The 26,243-nt window shown below is 68.7% G+C and carries 28 protein-coding genes and 1 pseudogene; 17 read left to right on the top strand and 12 right to left on the bottom strand.

Translation table 11 applies throughout. The features are described 5' to 3' along the window. Positions 1–22 precede the first annotated feature (22 nt). On the bottom strand, positions 23–811 hold the full coding sequence (locus tag AB0I98_RS04130; RefSeq protein ID WP_362934960.1) for an IclR family transcriptional regulator: 789 nt from the start codon (positions 809–811) through the stop codon (positions 23–25). Positions 812–980: 169 nt separating this feature from the next. Here AB0I98_RS04130 and AB0I98_RS04125 point away from each other — a divergent pair, with 169 nt between their 5' ends. From AB0I98_RS04125 to AB0I98_RS04110, 4 genes are all read left to right on the top strand, one after another. Continuing rightward, positions 981–1,886 (top strand): 5-dehydro-4-deoxyglucarate dehydratase, encoded by a 906-nt coding sequence (locus AB0I98_RS04125; protein WP_362935713.1) that lies wholly within the window; start codon positions 981–983, stop codon positions 1,884–1,886. A 79-nt stretch (positions 1,887–1,965) separates the two neighbouring features. After that, complete coding sequence (locus tag AB0I98_RS04120; RefSeq protein WP_362934957.1) at positions 1,966–3,303, top strand: gluconate:H+ symporter; 1,338 nt, start codon at positions 1,966–1,968, stop codon at positions 3,301–3,303. Between the two features lie 60 nt (positions 3,304–3,363). Continuing rightward, complete coding sequence (locus AB0I98_RS04115; protein WP_362934953.1) at positions 3,364–4,692, top strand: enolase C-terminal domain-like protein; 1,329 nt, start codon at positions 3,364–3,366, stop codon at positions 4,690–4,692. A 237-nt stretch (positions 4,693–4,929) separates the two neighbouring features. Further along, positions 4,930–5,289: a hypothetical protein gene (locus AB0I98_RS04110; protein ID WP_362934950.1), complete on the top strand. Its 360-nt coding sequence runs from the start codon at positions 4,930–4,932 to the stop codon at positions 5,287–5,289. Positions 5,290–5,413: 124 nt separating this feature from the next. On the opposite strand, the gene AB0I98_RS04105 is transcribed toward AB0I98_RS04110, so the two are convergent. After that, positions 5,414–5,611 carry a hypothetical protein gene (locus AB0I98_RS04105; RefSeq protein ID WP_362934947.1) on the bottom strand — a complete coding sequence of 66 codons (198 nt, stop codon included), beginning with the start codon at positions 5,609–5,611 and terminating at the stop codon, positions 5,414–5,416. Positions 5,612–6,289: 678 nt separating this feature from the next. On the opposite strand from AB0I98_RS04105, the gene AB0I98_RS04100 reads away from it, so the two are divergent. Then, complete coding sequence (locus AB0I98_RS04100; RefSeq protein WP_362934944.1) at positions 6,290–7,276, top strand: LacI family DNA-binding transcriptional regulator; 987 nt, start codon at positions 6,290–6,292, stop codon at positions 7,274–7,276. Positions 7,277–7,376: 100 nt separating this feature from the next. Continuing rightward, positions 7,377–8,132 carry a hypothetical protein gene (locus tag AB0I98_RS04095; RefSeq protein WP_362934941.1) on the top strand — a complete coding sequence of 252 codons (756 nt, stop codon included), beginning with the start codon at positions 7,377–7,379 and terminating at the stop codon, positions 8,130–8,132. Here AB0I98_RS04095 and AB0I98_RS04090 read toward each other — a convergent pair. After that, positions 8,123–8,314, bottom strand: a complete 192-nt coding sequence (locus tag AB0I98_RS04090; protein ID WP_362934938.1) for a helix-turn-helix transcriptional regulator — start codon at positions 8,312–8,314, stop codon at positions 8,123–8,125. The two genes, AB0I98_RS04095 and AB0I98_RS04090, sit on opposite strands and share 10 nt — an antisense overlap. Beyond that, positions 8,311–8,718 (bottom strand): hypothetical protein, encoded by a 408-nt coding sequence (locus tag AB0I98_RS04085; RefSeq protein ID WP_362934935.1) that lies wholly within the window; start codon positions 8,716–8,718, stop codon positions 8,311–8,313. Before AB0I98_RS04085 ends, AB0I98_RS04090 begins: the two co-directional genes overlap by 4 nt. Before the next feature lie 358 nt (positions 8,719–9,076). Here AB0I98_RS04085 and AB0I98_RS04080 point away from each other — a divergent pair, with 358 nt between their 5' ends. Both AB0I98_RS04080 and AB0I98_RS04075 read left to right on the top strand, forming a co-directional pair. Beyond that, positions 9,077–9,829: a discoidin domain-containing protein gene (locus AB0I98_RS04080; RefSeq protein ID WP_362934932.1), complete on the top strand. Its 753-nt coding sequence runs from the start codon at positions 9,077–9,079 to the stop codon at positions 9,827–9,829. 130 nt (positions 9,830–9,959) lie between these two features. After that, on the top strand, positions 9,960–11,093 hold the full coding sequence (locus AB0I98_RS04075; protein ID WP_362934929.1) for an isoaspartyl peptidase/L-asparaginase: 1,134 nt from the start codon (positions 9,960–9,962) through the stop codon (positions 11,091–11,093). Between the two features lie 194 nt (positions 11,094–11,287). Here the strand turns inward: AB0I98_RS04075 and AB0I98_RS04070 are convergent, their stop codons facing one another. From AB0I98_RS04070 to AB0I98_RS04050, 5 genes are all read right to left on the bottom strand, one after another. After that, on the bottom strand, positions 11,288–12,133 hold the full coding sequence (locus tag AB0I98_RS04070; RefSeq protein ID WP_362934927.1) for a DUF817 domain-containing protein: 846 nt from the start codon (positions 12,131–12,133) through the stop codon (positions 11,288–11,290). A 69-nt stretch (positions 12,134–12,202) separates the two neighbouring features. Beyond that, on the bottom strand, positions 12,203–12,898 hold the full coding sequence (locus tag AB0I98_RS04065) for a DNA alkylation repair protein (RefSeq protein WP_362934924.1): 696 nt from the start codon (positions 12,896–12,898) through the stop codon (positions 12,203–12,205). Between the two features lie 99 nt (positions 12,899–12,997). Then, complete coding sequence (locus AB0I98_RS04060) at positions 12,998–13,690, bottom strand: DUF899 family protein (RefSeq protein WP_362934921.1); 693 nt, start codon at positions 13,688–13,690, stop codon at positions 12,998–13,000. A 174-nt stretch (positions 13,691–13,864) separates the two neighbouring features. Beyond that, on the bottom strand, positions 13,865–14,197 hold the full coding sequence (locus AB0I98_RS04055) for a polyprenyl synthetase (protein ID WP_362934918.1): 333 nt from the start codon (positions 14,195–14,197) through the stop codon (positions 13,865–13,867). 380 nt (positions 14,198–14,577) lie between these two features. Further along, positions 14,578–15,090 (bottom strand): MarR family transcriptional regulator, encoded by a 513-nt coding sequence (locus tag AB0I98_RS04050; RefSeq protein ID WP_362934915.1) that lies wholly within the window; start codon positions 15,088–15,090, stop codon positions 14,578–14,580. Between the two features lie 103 nt (positions 15,091–15,193). Here AB0I98_RS04050 and AB0I98_RS04045 point away from each other — a divergent pair, with 103 nt between their 5' ends. The 4 genes and pseudogenes from AB0I98_RS04045 to AB0I98_RS04030 all read left to right on the top strand — a co-directional run bounded on the left by AB0I98_RS04045 (position 15,194) and on the right by AB0I98_RS04030 (position 18,327). Further along, positions 15,194–16,672 carry an MFS transporter gene (locus tag AB0I98_RS04045; protein WP_362934912.1) on the top strand — a complete coding sequence of 493 codons (1,479 nt, stop codon included), beginning with the start codon at positions 15,194–15,196 and terminating at the stop codon, positions 16,670–16,672. Positions 16,673–16,721: 49 nt separating this feature from the next. Further along, positions 16,722–16,901, top strand: a pseudogene (locus tag AB0I98_RS04040) (sigma factor); the annotation flags it as partial. Positions 16,902–17,807: 906 nt separating this feature from the next. Next, complete coding sequence (locus AB0I98_RS04035; RefSeq protein WP_362934909.1) at positions 17,808–18,005, top strand: hypothetical protein; 198 nt, start codon at positions 17,808–17,810, stop codon at positions 18,003–18,005. A gap of 163 nt (positions 18,006–18,168) precedes the next feature. Continuing rightward, a complete protein-coding gene (locus AB0I98_RS04030; RefSeq protein ID WP_362934906.1) occupies positions 18,169–18,327 on the top strand; it encodes a hypothetical protein in 159 nt (52 codons plus the stop codon). On the opposite strand, the gene AB0I98_RS04025 is transcribed toward AB0I98_RS04030, so the two are convergent. From AB0I98_RS04025 to AB0I98_RS04015, 3 genes are all read right to left on the bottom strand, one after another. Beyond that, a complete protein-coding gene (locus AB0I98_RS04025) occupies positions 18,324–20,432 on the bottom strand; it encodes an MMPL family transporter (protein WP_362934903.1) in 2,109 nt (702 codons plus the stop codon). The genes AB0I98_RS04030 and AB0I98_RS04025 overlap by 4 nt on opposite strands. A 191-nt stretch (positions 20,433–20,623) precedes the next feature. Beyond that, positions 20,624–20,938, bottom strand: coding sequence for a hypothetical protein (locus AB0I98_RS04020; protein ID WP_362934900.1), 315 nt, complete (start codon positions 20,936–20,938; stop codon positions 20,624–20,626). After that, complete coding sequence (locus AB0I98_RS04015; protein WP_362934897.1) at positions 20,935–21,315, bottom strand: winged helix-turn-helix domain-containing protein; 381 nt, start codon at positions 21,313–21,315, stop codon at positions 20,935–20,937. The genes AB0I98_RS04020 and AB0I98_RS04015 overlap by 4 nt, the downstream gene beginning before the upstream one ends. Before the next feature lie 178 nt (positions 21,316–21,493). Here AB0I98_RS04015 and AB0I98_RS04010 point away from each other — a divergent pair, with 178 nt between their 5' ends. The 5 genes from AB0I98_RS04010 to AB0I98_RS03990 all read left to right on the top strand — a co-directional run. Further along, complete coding sequence (locus AB0I98_RS04010; RefSeq protein ID WP_362934894.1) at positions 21,494–22,684, top strand: sensor histidine kinase; 1,191 nt, start codon at positions 21,494–21,496, stop codon at positions 22,682–22,684. A gap of 2 nt (positions 22,685–22,686) precedes the next feature. After that, positions 22,687–23,355, top strand: a complete 669-nt coding sequence (locus tag AB0I98_RS04005; RefSeq protein ID WP_362934891.1) for a response regulator transcription factor — start codon at positions 22,687–22,689, stop codon at positions 23,353–23,355. Between the two features lie 76 nt (positions 23,356–23,431). Beyond that, positions 23,432–24,349 carry an ATP-binding cassette domain-containing protein gene (locus AB0I98_RS04000; RefSeq protein ID WP_362934888.1) on the top strand — a complete coding sequence of 306 codons (918 nt, stop codon included), beginning with the start codon at positions 23,432–23,434 and terminating at the stop codon, positions 24,347–24,349. Next, the gene (locus tag AB0I98_RS03995; protein WP_362934885.1) at positions 24,346–25,113 is read left to right on the top strand and encodes an ABC transporter permease; all 768 of its coding nucleotides are present in this window, start codon (positions 24,346–24,348) and stop codon (positions 25,111–25,113) included. Before AB0I98_RS04000 ends, AB0I98_RS03995 begins: the two co-directional genes overlap by 4 nt. Before the next feature lie 43 nt (positions 25,114–25,156). Further along, positions 25,157–26,243: alpha/beta hydrolase family protein (locus AB0I98_RS03990; RefSeq protein WP_362934882.1), on the top strand; the 1,087-nt coding region annotated here is incomplete at its 3' end.

Below are 26,243 nucleotides of genomic sequence, written 5' to 3'. Positions count from 1 at the left end.
CGACCGGGCGCACGCGCGGGGCTCAGCGCCAGTCCGGTGCCCCGGGGACGGGCGGCAGATGGGCCTCGATCTTCGCCCGGATCTCCCGCATCACGGCGACGATACGGACCTCGTGGTCCGGGGTGAGCCGGGCCACCGGGACCGAGCAGCTGATGGCGTCGGTCGCCGGGGTGTCGTACCGCAGGGCGAAGCCGAAGCCTGCGATGCCGGGCACCGTCTCCTGGCGGTCGACGGAGTAGCCGCGCTCGCGTACCCGGGCCAGGTCGGCCAGCAGCGCGGCGCGCGTCGTGTGGGTGTTCTCCGTGAGGGCGGTCAACGGGTCGTCGGGGAGCGGGAGTTCACCGTCCGGGCGTTCGGCTAGCAGGGCCTTGCCGAGGGCGCCGGCATGGGCCGGGACGCGGCGGCCGACCCGGCTGATGGTGCGCAGATACTCGTGGGACTCGCGGGTGGCGAGATAGACGACGTCGCCGCCGTCGAGCCGCGCGAGGTGGATCGTCTCGCCGAGCGCGTCCGACGCCTCGTCCAGGTACGGCCGGACCGCACGGATGCGCCGGTCGCCGTCGAGATAGCTGGTGCCGGTGAGGAGCGCGCGGATCCCGATGCCGTACAGGCTGCCGGTGGCGTCGGTGCGGACCCAGCCGCAGTCGACGAGGGTCCGCAACAGCTGGTACATGCTGCTGCGCGGCACGCCCAGTTCCTCGGCGAGCTGATCCAGGCGCGAGGGCTCCTCGCCCCGGGCGGCGAGCAGTTCCAGCAGCGCGACGGTCCGGGACGCCGACTTCACGCCGCGGACACCTCTCCCGTCCGACATGGGGACATCGTAAATCTGCGGCCGTCCGTGCCCGGCCACCCATTGACCCAGCCCGTTCACCCACCTAGCCTCCATCTGCATACGTAGACACCATCTGCATATAGGGATGAGATTCGTGGCAGAGATCAGTGCGGAAGCCGGACGGGTCGTCCAACAGCTCCGGGACGGCATGGCGAGCGGGGTGCTGTCCTTCCCGCTCACGAGCTTCCGGGACGACGGCCGACTCGACCTCGACGCCTACCGGGCGTACCTGGCCGGCCGGCTGGCCACGGCACCGGGGGCGGTGTTCCCGGCCTGTGGGACCGGCGAGTTCTTCTCACTGGACGAGGACGAGTACCGCGCGGTCGTCGAGGCCACGGTCGAGGTCGCCGACGGCCGGCTTCCGGTGGTCGCGGGCACCGGCTACGGCTGGGCGCAGGCGCTGCGGTTCGCCCGTATCGCCGAGGAGGCAGGCGCCGACGCCCTGCTGGTCCTGCCCCACTACCTGGTCGGGGCGCCGCAGGATGGCCTGGTGGCCCAGCTGCGCCGGATCGCCGCCGGCACCCGGCTGCCGCTCATCGCCTACCAGCGGGGTCAAGTGGCGTTCGGGGCGGATGCGTTGAGGCGGATCGCGCAGATCCCCGGCGTCATCGGTCTCAAGGACGGCCACAGCGACCTCGACCGCCTCCAGCGCCTCACCCTCGCCGCCCCCGAGGGTTTCCTCTTCTTCAACGGCGCCGCCACCGCCGAGATCCAGGCCCGCGCCTACGCCACCGTCGGCGTCCCCGCCTACTCCTCCGCCGTCCACGCCTTCGCACCCGAGATCGCGAACGCCTTCTTCGCCGCCCTGCAGAGGGGCGACGACGCCTCCACGACCAGGCTCCTGCGCGAGTTCTACGTCCCCCTGGTCGAGCTGCGCGACCGGGTGCCCGGGTACGCCGTCTCCCTGGCCAAGGCCGCCGCCCGGCTGCGCGGCCTCCCGGTCGGCCCGGTCCGCGCCCCGCTCACCGACCCCGGCGCGGACGATCTCGCCGACCTGGAGAAGGTGCTCGACCACGGCCTGAGCCTCGTCGACGCCGTACGGCGACCCGCCTGACGCATCCGGCGCCGCCCGCGTCACCACCACCCGCCGCCCCGCGCCGGCGGCCCAGTGAACAGTTCAAAGGGGAACTGCTTTGCCTCTGCTCGTAGTCGGGATCAGTGTCGTGATCCTGCTCCTCCTCATGACCAGGCTCAGGCTCAACGGCTTCGCCGCGCTGCTGCTCGTGGCGGTCGGCGTCGCTTTGGTCCAGGGCATACCGGTGGCGACCATCCCGGACGTCCTCTCCGACGGCATCGGGGACCAGATCGGCGACACCATGCTCACCATCGGGCTCGGCGCCATGGTCGGCCGGGTGATGGGGGACTCCGGCGCCGCGCAGCGCATCGCCGGCAAGATCCTCGACGCGTTCGGGCCGCGCTGGGTCCAGGTGGCCATGGTGGTCACGTCCATGCTGATCGGCGTGACCATGTTCTACGAGGTCGCGTTCATCATCATCGTGCCCATCGCCTTCACCCTGGTCAGGGTGACCGGAGCGAGGCTGCTGTGGGTCGGGCTGCCGATGTCCATCGCGCTGTCCACGATGCACAGCTTCCTGCCGCCGCACCCCGGCCCCACCGCCGTCGCCGCGACCTTCCACGCCTCCGTCGGACTGACCCTGTTCTACGGCCTGTTCATCGCCGTCCCGGCCGGGGCGCTCATCGCGCTGGTGTGGCCGCGCCTGCCGTTCGTCAGGGCGATGAACCCCGCCATCCCCAAGGGCCTGGTCAGCGACCGGGAGTTCACCGACGAGGAGATGCCGGGGCTGGGCTGGTCGCTGTTCGTGGCGCTCTTCCCCGTGGTGCTGATCGTGGCCGCCGCGATCACCGACATGGCCACCTCCGGCGAGAGCCCGCTGCTGAACACCGTCGCCTTCCTCGGCTCGGCGCCGATCGCGCTGCTGCTGACCCTGTGCCTGGCGATCTGGGCGTTCGGGCCGCGGATCGGCCGCACCCTGGCCGAGGTCGGCGCCTCCTGCAGCTCGGCGGCCCAGGCGATGGCGATGATCCTCCTGGTGATCGGCGCCGGCGGGGCCTTCAAGAACGTCCTCGTCGAAGGCGGGATCTCCGACTACATCAAGGACGCCACGGACGACTGGGCCATCTCGGCGATCGTCCTCGCCTGGCTCGTCGCCGTCATCCTCCGCGTCGCGCTCGGCTCGGCGACCGTCGCCGTCGTCACCGCCTCCGGCGTGGTCCTGCCGCTGCTCGCGGGCAGCGGGGTCCACCCCGAGATGATGGTGCTCGCGGTCGCCTGCGGCTCGATCGCCTGCTCCCACGTCAACGATCCCGGATTCTGGCTGTTCAAGGAGTACTTCAACCTCTCCGTCATCGAGGCGATCAAGGTGCGTACCTCTTATACGACGGTGCTCGCCGTCCTCGGCCTGGGCGGCGTTCTGCTGGGCGAGTGGGTCCTGGACGTCCTCAGCCTCTGAAGAGCCTCTCAAGCCTCTGCCCACGGCCCCTTCACCCCGTACCCAAGGATCTTGATGACCATGAGCCAGCCGACCGTCACCGCCTTCTCCGTCTATCCCGTCGCCGGCCGGGACTGCATGGAGCTGAACCTCTCCGGCGCCCACGGCCCCTACTTCACCCGCAATGTCGTCGTCCTCACCGATTCCGAGGGCCGCACCGGGCTGGGGGAGGTGCCCGGCGGGGAGAAGATCACGCAAACGCTGCGGGACGCCGAGTCACTGGTCGTGGGGGCGAAGGTGGGCGATTACAAGCGTGTCCTGCGGGAGATCGGCGACCGCTTCTCCGACCGCGACGCCGGCGGTCGCGGCGCCCAGACCTTCGACCTGCGCACCACCGTCCACGCCGTCACCGCCGTCGAGTCGGCGCTGCTCGACCTCCTCGGCCAGCACCTCGAGGTTCCCGTCGCCGCCCTCCTCGGCGACGGCCAACAGCGGGATTCTGTACGGGTGCTGGGCTACCTCTTCTACGTCGGCGACCCCGACCGCACGGACCTGGAGTACGTCCGCGAACCGGACGAGACGGTCGACTGGTACCGGATCCGCCACGAGGAGGCCCTGACACCGCAGGCGATCGTCCGCCAGGCGGAGGCGGCCTACGACCTGTACGGCTTCCGGGACTTCAAGCTCAAGGGCGGTGTCCTGGAGGGCGCGGAGGAGGTCAGGGCCGTACGGGCCCTGAAGGACCGATTCCCCGATGCGCGCATCACCCTCGACCCGAACGGCGCATGGTCCCTGCGTGAGGCCGTCGAACTATGCGCTCCCCTCGTCGGCACGCTCGCCTACGCGGAGGACCCCTGCGGAGCCGAGGACGGCTACTCCGGGCGGGAGATACTCGCCGAGTTCCGCCGCGCCACCGGTCTCCCCACCGCCACCAACATGATCGCCACCGACTGGCGTCAACTCACCCACGCCCTCGCCCTCCAGTCGGTCTCCATCCCCCTGGCCGACCCGCACTTCTGGACCATGCAGGGCTCGGTCCGCGTCGCCCAGCTGTGCAACGCGATGGGCCTGACCTGGGGTTGCCACTCCAACAACCACTTCGACATCTCCCTGGCCATGGTCACCCACTGCGGCGCGGCGGCCCCCGGCGAGTACAACGCCCTCGACACCCACTGGATCTGGCAGGAAGGCCTGGAACGACTCACCACCGCCCCGCCCCGCATCATCGACGGCGAGATCGCCGTCCCCGCCACCCCTGGCCTGGGCATCCACCTAGACATGGACCGCCTCCTCGCCGCGCACGACCTCTACCAGACAAAGGCCCTGGGCGCCCGCGACGACGCCCTCGCCATGCAATACCTCATCCCTGGCTGGGAGTTCAACGGCAAACGTCCGTGCCTGGTGCGGTAGCCGGCGTGTAGTGCAGCCGCGTCGGCTGCCCGGCGTCGGCGACGTCGAAGCCTGCGCGTCAGCGCCGGCCAGTCGGTTGTTCCCGCGTTGCCTGCGGGTCGCCGATGGGTCAACTTCCTTGGTGGAAACGGATCTTCTGGTTGTTCCCCCGGTGGTACGTTCACCTCGTCCTGCAAGTCAGTTCGAATATGGGTGGGGTTCACTTTCATGGGCAGTGTCCGAAGAAATCTCCTGACGATGGCCGGCGTGGTCGCGGCAAGCGGCGCAGTTGTCGCGATGGTGGCGACCCCGGCGTCCGCCCTGCTGTACAGCGCGGGGAACAATGGCCTGGACTCGTTCACGTACTTCGAGAGCGACGGCGAGATCCTCACCTCCGAGGACAACCATGCCGACGGCCACGGCGCCACGGCCCAGTGGCGTTACCAGGGCTCGTCCACCATCAACTCGTACTACAACCCCAACGGCGCGCACAACACGAAGACCTGGAACCTCTCCCTGCCCGAGAACAGGCTCATCGATATCCGCGCCTGCCTCCAGGACGGCGCCGGAGGCAGGCCGTGGGACTGCGGCCCGTGGTCGGATGCCTCCACCGGCTGACCCAGCCTCCCGATCACCGCACCACCGCCAACCGTGTCGGCGTTGAGCAAGCTCTAACGGTTGGCGGTGAGCGAGTCATGCCCTCCTCGCCGGCCTCGCCGTCAGATGGAGTTGAACTCATCGGTCATGCCCTGCGCTGTTGATCCCACAACGCGGCGACGGTATCGAGTTCCGCACGGAACCGGTCGGCACTGGTGAAGCCACGTTCGTCGAGGAACAGCAGGGTCTTGCGTCGGCGCCGCTGACCGACGACGACGCTCACCACGTAGCGCGACGTGACCTGGAAGCCGTACGCCACGTGGACGACCTGCCGGTCGAACACCTCGAGCTCGTGGATGTCCGATCAGGGGTGGTGCCGGCAGGCCACGCTGTAGCCGCCGACGTCAATGCGCGGCTCGCTTCCTTGCAGGTCAGGGCAGACCTGAAGCCCCGTCGGAGCACGTGGGTGCAGACGCCGGGGCCGCCACGCGCCGCACATCGCAAGGCGATCGGCACGTTCGTCGCCTCGCTGCCGGGGACTCACCCTCGATCCGCCCCTCGCCTGAGGATCTGAACCTCGAACCCCGGAACGCTCCGCGAAGAGCCGCCGCTGCTCGGCTTCTGCCGTCGAACTCTCAGTCGGTGCCACCAGGGCGGCGGGTCATCCGGCTCCACAGGTGCGTCCGGCAGCGCCGAAAAGACGTCGGCCTTTGCGTGCCAGCCGCGGAACACGCCACGGAACATCGGGTGGGGCTCGTGCGGTAGAGGGCCCCTCAATGAAGCCACTGTGCTCTCCTTCGCTTGCTCCGTTACCGTTAACGTGACCGCTAACGAGATTCTTGCCCAGGGGAGCGGATTCCGTCAACGCCCGCCGCCGGACGGCTCTGGTTGCAGTGCCGGGCCGGCGATGACGCGGCAGGCCGGTGGACCTGATTGACTTGGAGACAGGGCGGCACAGGAACAGAAGTGAGTGGGCAGCGTGGCCGGACAGCGGGAAACGGAAGACAAGCGGGCGCGGAGTGTGAGAACCGCCAAGCGCGTCACGCTCCGCGACGTCGCTCTGGCGGCAGGCGTGTCCCATCAGACCGTCTCCCGGGCGATCAACGGCAAGGGGGAGATCGACCCGGGGACTCAAAAACGTGTGCTCGAGGTCGCACGGCAGTTGCGGTACCGGCCCAGCCGGTTCGGCCGGGGGCTGGTCCGCCCGGATGTCGTATCCGTCGGGCTCATCGTCCCCGACGTGGTCAACCCTTTCTTCCCCGAGTTCGTGGCAGGAGTGATCGCGGCCGCGGACGAACGCGACTGGCAGGTGCTAGTGGCCAGCACCGAGAACGATCGGTCCCGGGAGCTGGCCTTGGTCCGCTCACTCGGCCAACAGGTTGACGCTCTTGTCGGCTACATCAGCCATCCCGATGCGGTGCTCGAGCCGTACGTGGGTTCCGTGCCGCTGGTTCTGGTCGATCGCGGGCTGGACTCGTTGAACCACGCGCTGGTCCACATCGACACCGCGGCCGGAATCCGGGCCGGGTTGGAGCACCTCATCGACCGGGGTCACCGCCGGATCGGCATGATCGACTGCGAGTGCGTGACCGCCCCGATGGTCCGGCACCGCACCTTCCTCGAAGTCGTCGGAGAACATGCGCTGCCCGTCGACGAGGGCTGGATTGTCATGGGTGAGCAGTCCCCGGCCGGGGGCGCCGCCGCGTTCGAGGCGCTGTACGCCGCGCGCCCAGACCTCACCGCCGTGGTCGCCTTCAACGACCTGGTCGCGATCGGCGCGCTCCGGGCCGCCCGCCGGCTCGGCGTCCAAGTACCGGACGACTGCGCACTGGTCGGCTACGACGGACTGAGCGTCGTCGATCTCGTCGACCCGCCACTGACCACCCTCCACCTCGACAAGCGACGCCTGGGCGAACTGGCCATCCACCAGGTCGACCAACTCCTCGCAGGCGAACTGCCACCCCCTATCGTCCTGACACCAAGCCTGAATGTCCGCGGCACGACGTGACCCTGGCCCGCTCCGGGTTCGGCATCGCTGCCCGGCAACCTTGTCTGGCGCTACCCTGAATGAGTTGACGTAGCGGCAATGGTCATACACGGGGGCGAAGGTGACTGCCGATCAGGACGGCAATCCTGGACAGAATCAGGGCGAGCACATCGATGGTGGGTGCGACGCAGAGGCTCAAGGGGCCGGCCCAGTGGTTGGACCCGAGGCTCCGGGCCCGAGCATCGGTTCTGTCGCTGGTGGGTCTATCGCGGTTGGATCAGGTGGCAACGTCTACATCGGCCAGTACGGATACCCTCCGCAACAGCAAACCTCACCTTCCTCTGCGTGGTCACCCCCACAGGGAACCCTGGCCGAACAGCGGCAAGGCTTCTATTTCGACTTCTTGAAGCATTCACTCAAGCAGGCCGAGTGGACCTTCCGCCTCAGCGTGTGGTTCATGTCAGGTGGGGCTGCTGTGATCCTCGCCGGAGGAATCCTCGCGTTGGTGCACGCGGGGAATCCGGACCTGAGTTACTTGCCGCTCGTCACGAGCCTGACGGGTGCTCTGATCACCGTCGGCGGTGGGGCACTTGCGATCCATGCGCGGCGTGCACGGGCCCACGTCACAGAGCAGGCCGATCGCATTGACGAAAAGATCGACCTTGATCACAAGCTCGAAACGGCCACCACCCTGATTGACCGGATCGATGATCCGACGGCCCGTGATCGCCTCAACGCAGCCGCAGCGATGAAGGCGTTGGACATGCAGTCGAGCCCAGAGACCATGGTCAACCGCCTACTGCCCGAGCAGAAAGAGCGCCCGGCCGGCGAAATCGAACCGGGCGACGCAGCCCCTGACGGACCCCGTCATTCGTAGAGGAAGATCTCTTCGATCTTCAGGTCGAAGAGCTTGGCGAGGCGGAAGGCGAGGGGAAGGCTTGGGTCGAACTTCCCTGTCTCGATGGAGTTGATCGTCTGCCTGGACACGCCCGTACGCTGAGCCAGTTCGGCCTGCGTCCAGCCCCGCTCAGCGCGAAGGTCCGTGATGCGGTTCTTCATCGGTAACGGATCTTGCCGACGACGAAGGCGACCACAAAGACGACTCCCATGAGCGCGGGGAGTACGGCGATATCGACGTCGCGGGCGACGAGGCTGGCGGCGTCCGTAACGACATAGGCGAATCCGAGGATCCACCCCACGCCGAGGGTGATCGCCAGCGCATCCTGCATGATCTTCCGTTGCAGCTCATCGAGCGCGCGGAGAAAGCACGTGAAGGCGACGATCCAGCCGATGCCGACGGCGAGATTGACGGCAACGGCGGCCCAACTCGCCACCCGCTGCGGCAGATCCCACAGGAGCTGCGGGCCGAACTTGGCCAGGGCAACGGTCGCCACCCAGGCGAGTGTCCAGAGCGCGAGCCGAGCGCTCGCCTTGATCTCGTTATGCGCTTGCGAGGGTGCCATCCTCCGACCTCCGATGCGATGTCAAGGACACTTGACACGCTACGAGGCGCCGCACCTCATGTCAAGTGTGCTTGACATGAGGTGCGGTCGGGAGACAGGTGCAGGGCCGGTCCAGTAGCAGCTCCTGGTAAATGGCCGGGACACTGCTCAGCCGGGCCGCGCTGCGAAGCGCGAACGCGATCGACGGCGACATCAACACCAGGCGGAGTCTCGGGCACGGGACGAAGAGCGGCGACTAGTTCCAGACCGGCGTGAACAATTCGTTCGACTACGTCACCAAGTACCAACCCGGACGGCGCAGTACATTCGCATCGTCAGTACCGCGGCGTCCGGTTTCTGGTGGGCCATCGGTGACATCGTGGTGTACGGGTCTGCGCGTGGAACAGGTTCGATCGCCCCTCCGGCGGCGGTATCAAACGGCCTCCAGCTGAAGAACTGGACAAGCAAGGAAGGGGAGCAGGTCACCGTAGTATTCAACGGGACCACTGACAGCAAGAGTTTCAAGATATCCACCGATGGCTCGTATACCTACAGGCATGCCGCGCTCGGTACGGTGTATTTCGGATCCAGCTATGCCGAAATAGACACCTGGTCGGACACGAGCATCAGCGCCTACGTTCCGAAGGGACTTCCGTCGGGGAAGGTCACGGTCTCCGTGAAGGGACCAAGCGGGGCAGACGCAGGCCGATCGTCGTTCGACGTCATAGACCTAGGTCCTGCCCTGCCTCGGACGGGCTGGACCGCAAAGGCTTCGGACGCAAGTCAGGGGGATGCACCCGGAAACATGCTGGATGGAAATTCTGACACTCGGTACAGCTCCGGAACAGGGCAGTACGACGGCCTCTGGATCCAAGTGGACATGGGACAGACGCAGACCTTCAACAAGATTGTGTTGGATGTCGGCGGCAGTGTCAGCGACTATGCGCGGAGCGCAGACGTATACGTATCTGCGGATGGAGCCGACTGGTCCAAGGGTTCTTCCGTAGCGGACGGCCAACGAGTCCACCTCATTTCCTTCCCTACGCAGACAGCTCGCTACATCAAGGTCGTCAACACCGGCAATCTTGCACGTAGTTGGTGGTCAGTCGCAGAATTCAACGTCTACCACTGACCTCGGGCAGCGAGCAGCGATGCCGCGAAGCCTGGTGTGGCTCCTGTTCGAAGCGCGTCAGCCACGCCCCGCATGGGGTGCTCGTGAAACCAACGCGATCTCAAGCAGCGAACCGAAGGGGTACATGCACATGCGACCTGTGAAGCTCATCCTTCCCGCTCTGGCGGCAACCGCCGCTGTGGCCGCGGCGGTTGCCGCCGCCCCCCAGGGCGGGGCCTCGGCCTCGGCCACAGAGCGGACTCTGCCCGCCGCCGAGCAAACGGGAGACAAGACCCGCACGAAGCCCCAGCCGGATGCCAAGGACGTCGTGCTCGCCGTGCACGGCGGCGCCGGAACGGCACTGGACCGCGCCACGACCTCGCCGGAGCGTGAGAAGGCGTACCGGGACGGAATCGCTGAGGCCCTGCAAGCGGGGCAGAAGGTACTCGACCGGGGCGGCAACAGCACCGACGCCGTGCAGGCGGCAGTGGAGAAGCTGGAGGACAACCCGCTGTTCAACGCCGGAAAGGGCGCGGTGTTCAACGCCGACGCCGGACACGAGCTCGACGCCTCCATCATGCGTGGCTCCGACCTGAAGGCAGGCGCCGTCGCCGGGGTGCGCAACGTGCGCAACCCCATCCAGGCGGCCCGCCTCGTGATGGACGAGTCGAAACACGTCATGCTGGCCGGGGAGGGAGCGGACGACTTCGCCGCGCAGCACGGGCTGAAGACGGTGACCCAGGACTACTACTTCACCCAGGCCCGGTGGGATGCCCTGATGAAGGCCAAGGCCGAGGAGGCGGGTGACAAGAGCGCCGCCACGTCCAAGGAGGCTCTGGCCGACGAGCAGGCCAAGGGCACGGTCGGCGCGGTGGCGGTCGACCGGGACAAGGACCTCGCGGCGGCGACGTCGACCGGCGGACTGACCAACAAGCTGCCCGGCCGGGTGGGCGACTCGCCGATCATCGGGGCCGGCACCTACGCGAAGAACGGGACGGCGGCGGCGAGCGCCACCGGCGCGGGTGAGATATTCATCCGGGGCGCGGCGACGTCGACGATCTCCAACCTGATCGAGTTCGGGAAGATGAACGTGCCCCAGGCGGCGTACCAGGTCATCGTCAAGCGGCTGCCGAAGCTCGGTGGGACCGGCGGAGTAATCGCGCTCGGACCCGACGGCACCTTCGACGCACCGCACAGCAGCCCCGGCATGCTCTACGGCTATCTCACCAAGGACGGCACGATCACGACCAAGATCTTCCCGGACGAATCGCCCGCCAACTCCTGACCGGGCGCTCGGTAGCGGCCCCGGGCCGGGTCTCGGACAGGAGCGCCTGGCTCGGGGCTGATCGGAGTAGCCACAGCCGTCCGTCGATCGCACGCGGGGCGACGACCTATGTCGTCGGCAGCGATCTGCCCGACGAGGCCATCAGCCTCGCCAACTCCCTGGTCACCGCCCGATTCTGCCGAGAGCGGCAGCTGTCATGGTTTGGGACGATCGTCTCGATTGATCCGGGCGCCCGGCCTGGGTGGCGTGTCGCTGAGGCTGTCCTTGTGGGACCGGCCAACCGCCGCCAGGACGAAGGTGATGCTGATCAGCAGGGCCCAGGCCCCGAACTTGTCCACTGCGACCGGCTGCCAGCCATCAAGCTGGTACGGGTAGCGCCAGGCGCCCACGTAGGTGGCCAGGTTCTCCGCCACCCACAGGAAGAAACCGATCAGCACGAACGACAACGCCAGCGGCATCCGTCGGCGTACACGGCGCACTGTGTACCGCACCGAGGTGCCTGCCGTGACCGCCAGGAGCAGTCCGGCCAGCAGCCAGCGCACATCGGGCAGCCAGTGGTGGCTGAAGAAGTTGACGTAAATCGCCGCGGCCACGACTGCTGTCGCCCGCGGGCGATAGCGGACCAGCTCCAGGTCGAACAGGTGCCAGGCCCGGCACACGTAGCTGCCGACAGCCGCGTAGAGGAAGCCTCCATACAGCGGGACGCCCGCGAACTTCAGCACGGCAGGCTCCGGATAGCTCCAGGAACCGAGGGACACCTTCACCAGCTCGAAAGCCAGGCCTATGACGTGGCAGACGGCGATGACAGCGATATCCCGGCCGTTTTCCCAGCCACGCAGCCAGAAAAGCAGGGTGAGCAGGGCGCCGTAGGCAACGAGCAGGTCATAACGCGCCACAGGCAGATGCGGCAGCACGGTGGACGCTGCGACCCCGGACAGCAGCGCGATGGCGAAAGAGCAGGCCCGGATGTGTATCCAGGCGAAATCACGCAGCTCACGAACCGATACAGCCAGGGGGCCGTTGATGCTATTGGTGAACATGGTGCCCTGTAGGACGAACTCTTGCCCGTCCAGGTTGCTGCATCGAGAACCGGACCGGCGGGGCGGGCTCTAACGCGTCTTCACGAACCGGGCCCGCTGGCCCGGTGCCAGGCGCTCGGTCGCGTACCGCACAGTGAGCCGCGGCAGCCCGGCGAGATTTCGGTCGAGGAAGTCCACCATCACCTGCTCGTCCCGGCGGCCGACCTCCCTCAACATCCACCCCAACGCCTTATGGATCAGCGGCTCCGGATCCCGGCGCAGTCTCAGAACGAGGTGGAAGGTCGGCTCGAAACGGCCGGCTCGGATCAATGCCAACGTGGCCAGCACGGCGATCCTGCGGTCCCACAGCCGCGCCGACCCCGCCAGCACGTCCAGTACGTCCAACGGTCCGTCCAGGAGCCAGGGCCCCAGCACGACATGCGCGGAACCATCCACCAGATCCCAGTTGTCCACGCAGTCGGTGCGTGCGAGATAGAAATCGACCAGCGTCTTCCGGTCGGCACCCCGCGCACTCCGCATCTGCTCGGCCAGGACCAGCAGACCGGCGAACCGCTCCTCATGAACCCGGCTGTGCAGCAGAGCGTCCACGTCCCCCAGTGGCAACTCCCTGTAGTGCTGGGCCAGTTTGCGCATCACCGGAACGCGTACGCCGAGCAGCTCGTCGTCGTCCGCGGGGCTGAGCACCCGCACCTGCTGCGCCCGGACATTGGGCTCCGCATGATCCCTCAGCTCGGACCGTAATTTCTTCAAGGTGCCAGTCGTCATGCTGACGGACGCTAGCGCCCGAAGCTCGTAGTAAGGGTCGCCTGACCAAGCCGCTGAATGCTTCGGCCCCCGGCGAAGTGGCCAAGCTGTGCAGGTCGTTCAGCCGCCGGAGCCCGGGCCATAGAGCGCAGCGATGTCTTTGGACGTCGCCCACCGGCTGTAGGTGGGCGATTGGGGCCAGCCCTCGGGTGAGTCCTGCCACTCCTCCTGCCGGCCGTACGGCAGGAGGTCGATCAGCGGGAAGGTGTGGCTGAGCTGTTCGGTGCCCCGGCCGTCGGTGTGCCAGGTGCGATAGACGGTGTCGCCGTCGCGCAGGAACACGTTGACCGCGAATCCTGCGTCGGGTGGTGCTCCGACGTCGGCCCCGAAGGGGCTGTTGGCAGTCGAGTACCACGTCATCTGGTTGCCGACGCGCTGCTTGTAGGCGAGTGCTTCTTTGATCGGGCCCTGGGTGACGATGACGAATCGCGCATCGTAGTTGTCCAGGAACTCCAGGCGGGTGTACTGCGAGGTGAACCCCGTGCAGCCCGGGCACTGCCATTCCTTGCCGGCGAACCACATGTGGTTGTAGACGATCAGTTGGCTCTTGCCTTCGAAGACGTCCGCCAGCCGAACGGGGCCGTCCTCGCCCTCCAGGGTGTAGTCGGGCATCTCGACCATCGGCAGGCGACGACGCTCGGCGGCGATGGCGTCAAGCTCCCGCGTCGCGGCCTTCTCCCGGGCACGCAGCGCCTCGAGTTGGCGCTCCCAGGTTGCGGCGTCGACGGCGGGTGGTAGTGCGTGGGTGGTCATGGTCCCCTCACAGAACTCGTGCGCGGCTTTCGCTCGTGCAGGGGTAGACCCCACCGGGCCCCGGAACTCATCGGCCGCCACAAGGAATGCGGCTGACCAGCGCCCTCAGAGGCGTTCGAGACACCCATGGTCGGGGTCTCTGAGCCCCGGAGCGGCAGCTCAGCCGGTGACTACTCAGAGCCGATCGCGCCGCTTGACCGTCCCGACCAGCGTCGGAGCGAAGAGCATCGCGGCCCACGCCGAGATTTTCCGAACCAGAGCGCGCTGGGCGAGGAGCTCCAAATGGGCCGGGGGTACAGCCGCGTACCGGTCCAGCACGAGACGCCCACGCGCCACGAGCTCGTGCTCGGCATCCGTCGCCAACTCCGCGGCGTCCGACCGGCGCAGCAGCCCACGCACCGTCCCCAGGGCCGAACCCACCGTGCTCACCGCCAGATCGGCCAGCCCGGCAGCCAGCAGCAGCGCCTGGCTGTCCAAGCCGCCGCGTCGTCCCGCTTCTTGCGTCACGCCATCCCCCTCATCCGTCGTACCGCCGGGCGCTCACCGTCCTTGCGAGCATCGCGTCCCACCGGGTGCGAGAGGGGAAGAACTCGCGATCGAGTGATCCCACCGCTCGCTTGTACGGGACGCGGTTTGACCTGGCTATGACGCATCAGGAGTGCCGCCGCACAGGCGATGGTCGTCGCCACCTGCGACATGGGTCGATGCCGCCACGAGTACTGAGGAGCTCGCGGCAGCGCAGGGCACTGCACGAGCCGCACGCGACCGCTTCATCGACGCTGCCGCCGCGTACTTCAGCGCCAACACCTGACAGTTCCCTTGCCCGAGCGGGACGTGAGCGGACCGGGGTGCCGGTACGGTCGCGAAGTTCGGTGCCCCGTCAGAGTTCATGACTCCGTCGTCGGATGCGTGGCACGGGACCGTGGCCGTGACTTGGCAAGGCCGGTTTCCATGGCGCCGAGCAGGGTGAGGGCGGCGTCGAGGTGTGTGGAGTCGTGGTTGGCCGCTGCTGAGACGGCTGCGGCCCATTCCCGGCGGACGAGGGCGTAGTTGGCGCGTCCGTGTTCGGTGACGTGGACGGTGACGCCGCGGCGGTCGCCCGGGTCGGCGCGTCGCTCGATGAGGCCCTTCTGCTCCAGTCCACGCAGGACGGTGGAGAGGTTGGTGCGCTGCAGTCCGGTCGCGATGGCGATGCGGCTGGGCGGGGCTGCGGGCGCGTGCTGCAGGTAGCGCATCACCATGCCCTCGGACGGGGACAGGGGGACGGCCCGCTCGTCCGTGTAGCCGCGGAACTGGATCTCCCGGCTGACGATCAGGACGAGGTCGGCCAGCTCGGCCCACCGCTGCTCATCGTCCGGCGTGGTCATCGAGCCCGTTGGGTGTGTCTGCTCCTCCGTCACGGCTCCAGGGTACGGGGTTGCCCGGAAGTGGTTATGACCTCATACTCATTTCGAGGCATGTAGTTATGGCCTCATAATTTCTCTCTGTCTTCTGGAGACTGTCATGACGACGATCACTTCCTCCCGGCATGCCAGGGCGGACAGGCTCTCGCCCCATGCCACGGCCCGTGCAGGCGGGCTGCATCCGACCGGGGTGTTCATCCTGCTGGCTGGCGCGTTCCTGCCGATCATGGACTTCTTCATCACCAACGTCGCCCTGCCCAGCATCGACGCCTCGCTGCACGCCTCCGCGTCGTCGCTGGAGCTGGTGATCGCCGGGTACGGCGTCGCGTACGCCACGTTGCTGGTTCTCGGGGGCCGGCTGGGCGACCGCTACGGCCGCCGTCGCGTCTTCCTCGGCGCGTTGGTGGGCTTCGTCCTGGCCTCACTGGCCTGCGGAGTCGCCTCCGGCGTGGGGGTGCTGATCGGGGCCCGCATCGTCCAGGGTGCCACCGCCGCCCTGCTCATTCCGCAGGTGCTGGCGACCTTCCATCACGTCCTGGAAGGGGAGCGCAGGGCCCGTGCCGTGGCCCTGTACGGCGCCACCTCCGGAATCGCCGCCGTGGTCGGGCAGTTGGTGGGCGGGCTGTTGGTCAGCGCCGACATCGCCGGCACCTCCTGGAGGCCGATCTTCCTGGTCAACGTGCCCATAGGTGTGCTGGTGCTGGTCGTCGCGGCCCGGGTCGTGCCCGACACACGCTCGCACCGCCCGGTCGGCATCGACCTGCCCGGCACCGTGCTGTTCGCCGCCACGCTGACCGCCCTGCTGGTGCCGCTGACCGAGGGGCACTCGCTGGGCTGGCCGTGGTGGACCTGGCTGTCGCTCACCCTCGCGGTCGTCCTCGGCGCCGCCACCTACGGCGTGGAGAAGCGCGCCGAGCTGCGTGGCGAGGTGCCACTGCTGCCGCCGTCCGTGCTGCGCCTGCCGTCGATGTCCCGTGGCCTGGTGATGGTGTTCGCCTTCAGCGTCGGTTTCGGCGCGTTCATGTTCGTCTTCGCCCTCACTGTCCAGGACGGCCTGCACGCCGATGCACTGCACGGCGGCCTTGCCATTCTGCCCATGGCCCTGCTGTTTTTCGCCGGTTCCCTTCTCGCGCCTCGCGTCATCGGCCGATACGGCAGGGCTGCGCTGTCCGCCGGGGCCGTCGCCCAACTCGTCGGTCTGGCCTTGCTGGTGACGGTTCTGGTTGCGAACTGGCCGCATGTCGGTCTCTGGACCATGGCCGGGCCGCTCGCCCTGGTGGGCGCCGGGCAGTCGATGCTGTTCGCCGGTCTGTTCCGCAGCGTGCTCGCCGATGTTCCCGCCCACCTCGGCGGGATGAGCAGCGGCGTACTGATCACCCTGCAGCAGAGCGGACTCGCCCTCGGCGTGGCCACGCTCGGGACCCTCTACCTGACCCTGGCTCCGCACGATGTCGCTCACGCCTTCGCCGACGTCGAGTACGTGCAGATGGGCATTGTGGCCCTGCTCGCGGTCGGCGCCGCCGCCCTGCCGCGATTCGCCGAGGGCGCCTCGGCGGCCACTCCGGTCGTCGACGCTTGATCCCGCCGCCCCGCGAGGAGGGAACCCAGGCCGCCATGCAGGAGGCACCATGAGCACAGCCGTGGACGGTGCAGATCTGGGGTGGCAGGACAGGAATGAGTCCGACGCGCAGCGTCATGCGCGGTTCGAACCGGCCCTGGCGTTCCTCGACCGGCTCTACTCGGCCGCCTTGCGCATGACCTGCCATCCGGCCGACGCCGAGGATCTGGTGCAGGAGACGTATGTCAGGGAGCCCTCGCGCGGGACGAACCGGAACCACACCTTGATCTTCTCGACCGCGTTCTCCATGGCGGCAATCATGCGCGGAACGCCCAGGGCACCTCGCACCAGGTCTGAGCTGGGCGGTCAACCTTCACTGTCACGAAACGGCCAGTGATCAACCTTCAGCGGCACTGATCAAGGTTCGACATAGTGTTCTTGCTCGCTCCCGACGACGAGATTGCTGCTGCGACACACCTGCGAGGACCTGGTCCGGCCTTTGAGTCTGTAACCTGCCGTTTCATTGAGCCGGACAGCGCCATCGCCGAGTGGGACATGTACTTCGAGGAGCCCTCGGCCGAGGTCCCGCCAGGTGTCGAGGTGTTCGCTCTGCCGCACAGGTTGACCCGGGCGTTGGCCAATGCCAGCTCCACCGAGCTGGAGGCACTGGCCACTCGCTGAACCGACGATGATCTACTGGCGGTCCTGCGAGGAGTTGCCCGGCTCGCGGCGCATGCGGTGAGCACGGGCGGCGGCATCTACAGCTGGAGTTAGAGTCGGAGCAGGTGCCGAAGTTCCGGTAAACCTGCACACCGTTCACTGACGGGTCGTATGAAACCTGAACAGTAGTCACGACTATGCCTGCCTACGGCGGCTTCGGGGCGGGGATGTCCACCTTGGGAATCGGAGGCAACCGTAGTGCGTGCAGCGAAGCGGCAGACCGCGTGAAGGAGTCGGTGTGTTCGGTCACCGCGCTGTCACACCGGTGAAGCCGCCTTGCGCGGTGCGTCCCGTTTGAGCCTGGGGCGGCTGGTCGCCCCTTTGTCGGCGTGCTTTGATCCTGCGCGTGGCGCAAGTCGCCGGGAAGGGTTCCCAGTTTCGGGGATCGGGCGAACTCTGCCATTCCGAAGTACCTATTCGAAGGGAACCGCGCATTATGAACTTTGCCTCCCAGGTTGAAGCAGCCGAGATCTCCGACATCGACCTGGACAATGTCTCCGGCGGCCTCGCGGCCGGCGGCTCCGGTGGCCTCTTCCTGGAGACGCCGATCGGAGACGTCCTTGCCGGTCTCACGGCTGTCGCTTCGACGGAGGGTCTCGCGGCGGGAGCGGGCGTCCATACTGCCGCTCTGTGACGACGCGCGTATCCACATGATGGGCCCCGGATCAGATGATCCGGGGCCCATCATGTGGATACGCAGATACCCCGCGTTGAAACGGTGTTGACCAGCCAATCCGTCCGCCGAATGCTAGGAACGACAGAGCCGCTGCGGCGACAGAGTCGACGAAGAGATGCCGGTGTCACGCAGCGTCATCTGGAATGCGCTCGCCGGAGCCGTGGCCATCGTCCTCCGCCTCGTCCTCGCGTTCCGCTCTGCGCCACGGCCCGGCATCTGGCGTAGTTCGCCGACGTCGACGCGGGCGAAGGGAACCCGCGTCGACGTCGTCCCGGATTAGGCCAGTTCGTGTGCCCGGTCCTGTGCGGACGGCGAGGCGCTGCCCGCAGCGTGGTTGGCCGGCCGGCGGAAGAGCCCGCCCGGCCACCAGAACCAGCGGCCCAGGTCGAGGGCGAGGGCGGGGACCAGGACCGTGCGGACGAGGAAGGTGTCCAGCAGGACGCCGATGCCCACAAGGACGCCCATCTGCGCCATGGTCACCAGCGGCATCCCCGCGAAGACCGCGAACGTCGCGGCGAGGACGATGCCTGCGGAGGTGATGACGCCTCCGGTGCTGGTCAGGCCCTCCAGGACGCCGCGTGTGTGGCCGAGGCGGGCTGTCTCCTCCTTCACGCGGTGCATGAGGAAGATGTTGTAGTCGATGCCGAGCGCGACCAGGAAGACGAAGCCGAGCAGCGGGATCGACCAGTCGACGCCGGCGAAGCCGAGGACGTGCTCGAAGAGAAGGTTCGAGGCGCCCAGGGCCGCGAAGTACGACAGCACGACGGTGGCCAGGAGCAGGAGCGGGGCGACGAGGGCCCGTAGCAGCCAGATCAGGACGCCGAGGACGACCAGGAGCACGATCGGGATGACCGTGGTCAGGTCACGGTCGGCGGCCCGTTGGGTGTCGAGGGTCTGCGCGGTGGTGCCGCCGACCAGGGCGTCGGCGTCCTCGACCTGGTGTACGGCGTCGCGGAGGTCGTCGATCGTGTCCTTGGCGGCCTGGCTGTCCGGGGCGTCCTCCAACACCACGGAGAGAGTGGTGAGTTGGCCGTCCGGGGTGCGGTCGGCGCCGTCCTCGACACGTGCCACGCCCTCGACCGCGGCGGCGGCCGTACGGACCTCGGCGGCCTGCTCGGTGCTGGTGATGATCTCCGCGGGGTCCGAAGCGCCCGACGGATAGTGCGCCGAGATCCTCTCCTGGGCGACGACCGACTCGGGCTTGTCCTGGAACATCTCGGCCTGCGTCAGCCCCATGGAGATGCCTGCCGCGCTGAGGGCGAGGACGCCGGTGACGGCGACGGACATCATCCATGACCAGCGCGGGCGCCGGGCGACGGCCGTTCCGATGCGGGACCAGATCGTGCGCGGCTTGCGGGCAGGCGTGCCGTCGTGCGGTACGAACGGCCAGAACACCCAGCGGCCCGTGATGACCAGCAGCGCCGGAAGCACCGTAACCATCGCGAGGAAGCCGCACACGACGCCGACCGCGCCGACCAGTCCCAGCGAGCGCGAGGAGTCGATGTCGGCGAAGGCCAGGCAGGCCAGGCCGACGGCGATGGTGCCGGCCGAGGCGAGGATCGCCGGGCCGGAGCGGGCGAGCGCGATGCGCATCGCCTCGTGACGGTCGGCGTGGCGGTGCAGCTCTTCGCGGTAGCGGGCGATGAGCAGTAGCGCGTAGTCGGTGCCGACGCCGAAGACGAGCACCATCAGCACGCCGGCGCTCTGCGGATTGACCGGCAGTCCGGCGTGCTTGGCCAGCAGGTAGGTGGCGACCTGGGTGAGGACGGCCGCGAAGCCGACGGAGAGCAGGGGGAGGAGCCAGAGGATCGGGCTGCGGTAGGTGATCAGCAGCAGGACGGCCACGACCAGGGCGGTGGCGATGAGCAGCGTCGAGTCGAGGCCGTCGAAGACCGCGACCTGGTCGGTGAGGGAGCCGGCCGGCCCGCCGACCTCGACCTCCACACCGGGCGGGGCGTTCGCTCCGGCGATCTCGCGCAGCTTGTCGATCGTGTCGGTGATCTCGTCCTCGCTGTCCAGCGGGACGACGGTCATCAGAGCCTCGCCGTCCTCGGACGGGATCGGCTGCGAGACCTCCTCGCCCGCCGGGACGAACGGCGTGAAGGCGGTCCGGTCGGAGGCGGCCTTCGCGTCCGCGCCGTCGCCGGTGTAGATGACGACGGCGGGCATGACCGTGTCCGTACGGAACTTCTCCAGCTCGGTGTTGACCCGGGCGGACTCGGCGCCGCGCGGCAGGAAGGCATTGGCGCTGGAGTCCTCGACGTCGCCGAGCTTTCCGGCGAGCGGGCCGAGCGCGACGGCCACGATCAGCCAGGCCGCCAGGACGAGCCATTTCCCGCGCCGCCCGCCGGGCGCGCGGGCGACGCGCTTGAGCAGCGCACGCATGAGTAGTCTCCTTCGTGGGAGCGCGCCGCCGGCAGCCGAGTAGGGCGACCGGCACAGGGCGCACGGGACCGGCACCACGGCGTATGAGGTGTGACGACCTGCCGTGGCGTACGGGATGGGTGTGTCCGGGGTGTGTGTGCTTCTCGGTACGGCCGGGAGTTGGCGCTCCCGGCCGTACACCTGCGCGGCCGCTACTCGATCTCGCGCATCATCTTCTCCATCGAGCCGACCGCCATCCGGGTCTGTGTCAGCTCATCGAGGGTCTGCCGCTGCTCCTCGACGGTGCGCCGCTGCAACTCCACGGTGTCTTCCAGCAGTTGGGCGTACTTCGCCGCGAGCTCCTTGTACTGCTCCTCGCGCGCCGCCAGCATCCGGGCCCGCCAGGTGGCGGCGGCCTGCCAGACGATCACGATGAGCAGGGTGAAGAGCCCGGCCGCGCCGACGGCGCCGACCAGAATCCCCCACTCGTCCTCTCCGGCGGCGAGCGTCACCAGTTCCTCATTCACTTCGCTTCCTCTTTCGCGGTCCGGTCGGTCCGGTCAGCGGTCTCGGTGATCGTCGCGGCCGCCTGGGCAATGACGTGGGGCGTCAACTCGTAGAAGAACGGGGCGACTTCGAAGTACTTCATCGCCTTGCCGTCCTCCGCGAGTTCGAGCGTGCCGACGACCAGTCCGGCGGCCTCGAGCCGCTGCAGGTGCATGTGCAGCAGCGGGCGGCCCATACCGATCTGGCGGGCCAGCGCGCTGACGTAGTTCCGGCTCTCCATGAGCGCCGCGACGATCCGCATGCGGTGCGGATTGCCGAGCGCGGAGAGCACCTTCAGCAGCTCGTCGCCCGTCGGTGCCGGAGGCGGTACGCCGTTGTCGTCGGCGACCTCGGGCATCGCGGCCCCTTTCCGTCGTACCTGTCAGAAAAGGCTGACAGCTGCTTGGGGCACCTGTCAAAGTTTCCTGACACATCTCGGGGAGAGATAGGGGATGTCTCAGGGTCGGTTCGGGGACGGGCCCCGGGTACTCCCGCTGTCGTATGCGCGCGGGCGGTCGCGCTCATACGGTGTGGAGGTGACGACCTTCGACCGTCTGCCCGCGCGGCTGCGGGCGCTGCCGCCGGGTGCCGTGGACGTGCTGGTGGTGGGCGTGGTCGGGATGTTCACCGGCCCGGACGCGGCGGTGAACGAGCCGGAGTACAGGCAGGCGGACTGGTTGACCTGGCTGCTGCTGGCCGTCTCGCTGCTGGCGCTGCTGTGGCGGCGGCGGTGGCCGGTGCCGGTCGCGGTGGTCACCGGGGTGGCGTGTGCCGGATGGGCGCTGCATGGGCACATCGGGGAGTTGCTGAATCTGCCCACGATCGTGGCGCTGTACACGGTCGCCGTGCAGGGCGACCGGCGGCGCACCCTGTGGACGGGCCTGGTCGCCGCGCTCACGTCGGGCGTCGTCGCGCTGTGGGTCGGCAAGGACGTGGTGAACCCGCAGGGGCTGCCGGTGCTGGAGATGTTGTGGCCGCTGGTGCCGCTGCTGCTCGGCGAAGTCGTGCGCATGCGGCGGCAGTTGCTCGACGAGTACGCCGCCCGCGCCGCCCGCGCCGAAGCGGACCGCGAGCGGGAGGCGGCCCGCCGGGTCCGGGAGGAACGGGTGCGGATCGCCCGCGAGCTGCACGACATCGTCGCGCACACGGTCACCGCGATGACCGTCCAGGCGGGCGTGGCCCTGGAGACCTTCGACGTGCAGCCGGACATGGCCCGGCAGGCGATGCGGCAGGTCCGGGACTCGGGCAAAGGGGCAGTACGGGAGCTGCGGGCCACCGTCACCGTGCTGCGGGAACCGGAGGGCGAGGACGAGCGGGTGGAGCCGGCGCCCGGAATCGAGCGACTCGGCGAGCTGGTCGACCGGTTCGCGGGCGGCGGCATCGAGCTCACGCTCCGCGAGGAAGGGGCGTCGGACGGTGTGTCGTCGGTGGTGGGGCTGGCCGCGTACCGCATCGTCCAGGAGGCGCTGACGAACGTCGTCAAGCACTCCCGTGCCCGGCACGCGGCGGTCTCCGTCGTCCAGCAGGACGGCACGCTTGCGGTGGAAGTCATCGACGACGGCCCGCCGTCACCGCCACCGCACGAGGGCGGCTTCGGACTGGTCGGCATGCGGGAGCGCGCGGCAGCGGCCGGAGGCACGATCGACTACGGACCCGTGCCCGGCGGGGGCTTCCGGGTACGGGCGGTCCTCCCGACTGGGCTTCCGGCCGGCGAGAACGGAGAATGACGATGACCGTACGCGTGGTGCTCGCCGATGATCAGACCGTCGTCCGCGCCGGCTTCCGCGCCCTGCTGGATCTCACCGCCGACCTCGTCGTGGTCGCGGAGGCGGCCGACGGTGCGCAGGCCGTCGAAGCGGTACGGCTGACCCGGCCGGACGTCGTCCTGATGGACATCCGCATGCCGGGCGTCGACGGCCTCGAGGCCACCCGCCGTATCGCGGCCGACGCCGCGCTGGACGGCGTACGGGTGGTCATGCTCACCACGTACCAGGTCGACGCGTACGTCTTCGAGGCACTGCGGTACGGCGCGGCCGGTTTCCTGCTGAAGGACATCGAGCCGGACGAACTCCGGGAGGCGATCCGCACGGTCGCCGCCGGGCAGAGCCTCCTCGCGCCCGCCGTCACGCGCGCGGTGGTGGAGGAGTTCGCCCGGCTGAAGGGCCCGGAGGCGGCCGGCGCCGAACGCCTCGCCGTGCTCACCGAGCGGGAGCGAGAGGTCATGGCGCTGGTCGCGGCCGGGCTGAGCAACGAGGAGATCGGCAAGCAGCTGCTGATGAGCCCGCTCACCGCCAAGACCCACGTGAGCCGCGCGATGACCAAACTCAGGGCACGGGACCGCGCCCAACTGGTGGTGCTGGCCTACGAGACAGGGCTGGTCAGGGCCGGGGAGCGGTGACTCTACTCCGCCGGGAGTAGCGGCCGACTCCCGGCGGCGGATGTCGGGAACGCCCCGGCTTCCTACCGTCGTCGGCATGATCGAAGCACGCGACCTCACCAAACGCTACGGCGACAGAACCGCCGTCGACCACCTGACGTTCACCGTCCACCCCGGCCGGGTGACCGGCTTCCTGGGTCCCAACGGCGCCGGGAAATCCACCACCATGCGGCTCGTCCTCGGCCTGGATACGCTCACGTCCGGCACGGTCACGGTGACGGGCCGACCGTACGCCGAACTGCCCGCGCCCCTGCGCACGGTGGGCTCACTCCTGGACGCCAAGGGCGTGCACGGCGGCCGTACCGCCCACCACCACCTGGCCGGTCTCGCGGCGAGCAACAACCTCCCGCGCCGCCGGGTGGCGGAGGTCCTGGACCTGACCGGCCTGAGCGATGTGGCAGGACAACGAGTCAAGGGCTTCTCGCTCGGCATGGCCCAACGGCTCGGCATCGCGGCCGCGTTGCTCGGCGACCCCGAGGTGCTGCTGCTGGACGAACCGGTCAACGGCCTGGACACCGAGGGCATCCGCTGGATCCGCACTCTGCTCAAGTCCCTTGCCGCACAAGGCCGTACGGTCTTCCTCTCCAGCCACCTCATGAGCGAGATGGAGCTCACCGCCGACCACCTGGTGGTGATCGGTCGCGGCAGGCTGCTGGCCGACACCACGGTCCGCGACTTCATCGAGACCAACTCCCGCGCCCATACGCTCGTCCGCTCCCCCGAGCCGGAGAAACTGCGCGACCTGCTGCAGGCCAAGGGCGCGACCGTACGACTGGAAGCCCGGGGCGGCTGGCGCGTGGACGGCCTGGACGCGGCCACCATCGGCGACCTCGCACGCGATCACGGCATCGCCCTGCACGAACTCACCTCCATCCACTCCTCGTTGGAGGAGGTTTACACGGCCCTGTCCCAGGACTCGGCCGAGTACCGGACACGGCAGGAGGCGGCCCGGTGACGACCCTCGTCGATGCCCGGGCCGGGTTCCCCCAGTCCCTCGCCTACGAATGGATCAAGTTCCGCAGCGTGCGCTCCCTGATGTGGACGACCGTCGCGACGGCCGCCGTACCCGTCCTGGGCGCGGTCTTCGTCGCCGTAACCGGGAGCCTGCAACCGGACGACACAGTCCTCGGCGGCAGCCTCTCCCTCACCGTCGTCGCGCAGATCCTGGCCGCCGTGACCGGTGCGCTGCTGATCACCGGCGAGTACGGCAGCGGCACCATCCGCACCACCTTCGCCGCCAACCCGCGCCGCGCGACCGTGCTGTCCGCGAAGGCGGCGCTGGTCGTGGGGCTGACGTACGCCCTGGCGCTGCTCTCCTGCACGCTCGCCTACATGGTCGGAGACTCGCTCCTCGAAGACGGCAAGTACGCCCAGGGAGAGCCGTGGCCGGCGCTGTTCGGCATCGCCGGCTCCTTCGCCCTGGCCGCGCTCCTGGGTCTCGCGGCCGGCACTCTCATCCGCCACTCCGCGGGCGCCGTCACCGCGGTCATCGGAGTCCTGCTCCTGCCCTCTCTCCTCGGCCCGCTCTTCGGTGACGCCCAGCGCTGGGTCGCCGGGATCTCGCCGACGGCCGCCCTGCAGAAGCTCATCCAGACCTCGGACGCCACCGCGGAGACGGTCGGCAGGCTGGGCCCCTGGCCGTCCCTGGTCCTCGTCTCCGCCTACACGGGGGCACTGCTCCTGCTCGCAGCCGGAACGCTGCGCAAGCGAGACGCATGACGACGGCGCACGTACACACCCTTGTACGAAAGGAGACTTCGCCATGCTGTGGAGCCCCGCACGCTTACGCCTGCTCCTCGCCCTGGTGATCGCGGACCTGGTGCTGCTGGCAGTGGTGTCCGCCGATGCCAAGGCGGCCGCACCACACGGCGCCCGAGTCGTCGCCGAGGAGAAGGCGGGTGACCGCCTGGTCGACCTCACGATCGTCTCGCCCGCACTTGGCCGCACCGCCAAGGTCCGTTTGCTGACACCGGACGGCTGGGAAGAGCGCCGCCACGGTGAGAGCTGGCCGACGCTGTATCTCCTGGTCGGCGGCGACGGCAACTACAAAGCCTGGACCGAGGACTACGACTCCGAAATCCAGGACCTGCCCGAACTGCGCGATGTCCTTGTCGTCATGCCCGAGATGCCGCTGTTCGGCTTCTACAGCGACTGGTTCAACGCCGGTGCGGGCGGCCCGCCCGCCGTGGAGACCTTCCGTCTCCGGGAGGTACGTCCCCTCCTGGAACGCCATTACGGCGCGGGTGCCCGTCGTGCGGCCGCAGGGGAGTCGCAGGGCGGGTTCGGCGCGCTCTCGTACGCCGCCCGGCACCCCGGGCTGTTCCGGGCGGCGGCAAGCTACAGCGGCTTCGTCCACCCCCTCCAGCACCCGCACGCCATCCGAGCCGCCATGACATACCTGGGCCTGGACTGGAAGGCCCTCTGGGGCGACCCGGTCGCACAGCGCGCCAACTGGCAGGCGCACGACCCCTATTACCTGGCCCACCGACTGCGCACCACACCCGTCCACCTCGCCAGCGGCGACGGCACGGCAGGCGCACTCGACCCGCCGGGCACGGAACCCGACCCGGAGATCCCCGGACTGGAGGACCCGGCCGACCCGTTCCCCGAGGACGCGATCTCGCCGACGGAGACGCTCATGCAGCGCGAGAACAGGGCCCTGGCCGACCGCCTGGCCGCCCTCGGCGCCCCGGTGGCGACGCACTTCTACGCGGGCACACACTCCCCGCCGTACTGGGCGCGGGAGTTCCGCCGCTCGCTGCCGCTGCTGCTGGGCGCCCTGCGTGAATGCTCAGGCGAATCTCATCCGCTCCCCATGGTGAAACCAGGGACCGGCCACAGTATGGTCA

This window comes from Streptomyces sp. NPDC050211, from assembly GCF_040656035.1.
Lineage (GTDB): Bacteria > Actinomycetota > Actinomycetes > Streptomycetales > Streptomycetaceae > Streptomyces.
This window is presented reverse-complemented; position numbering and strand designations above follow the sequence as displayed.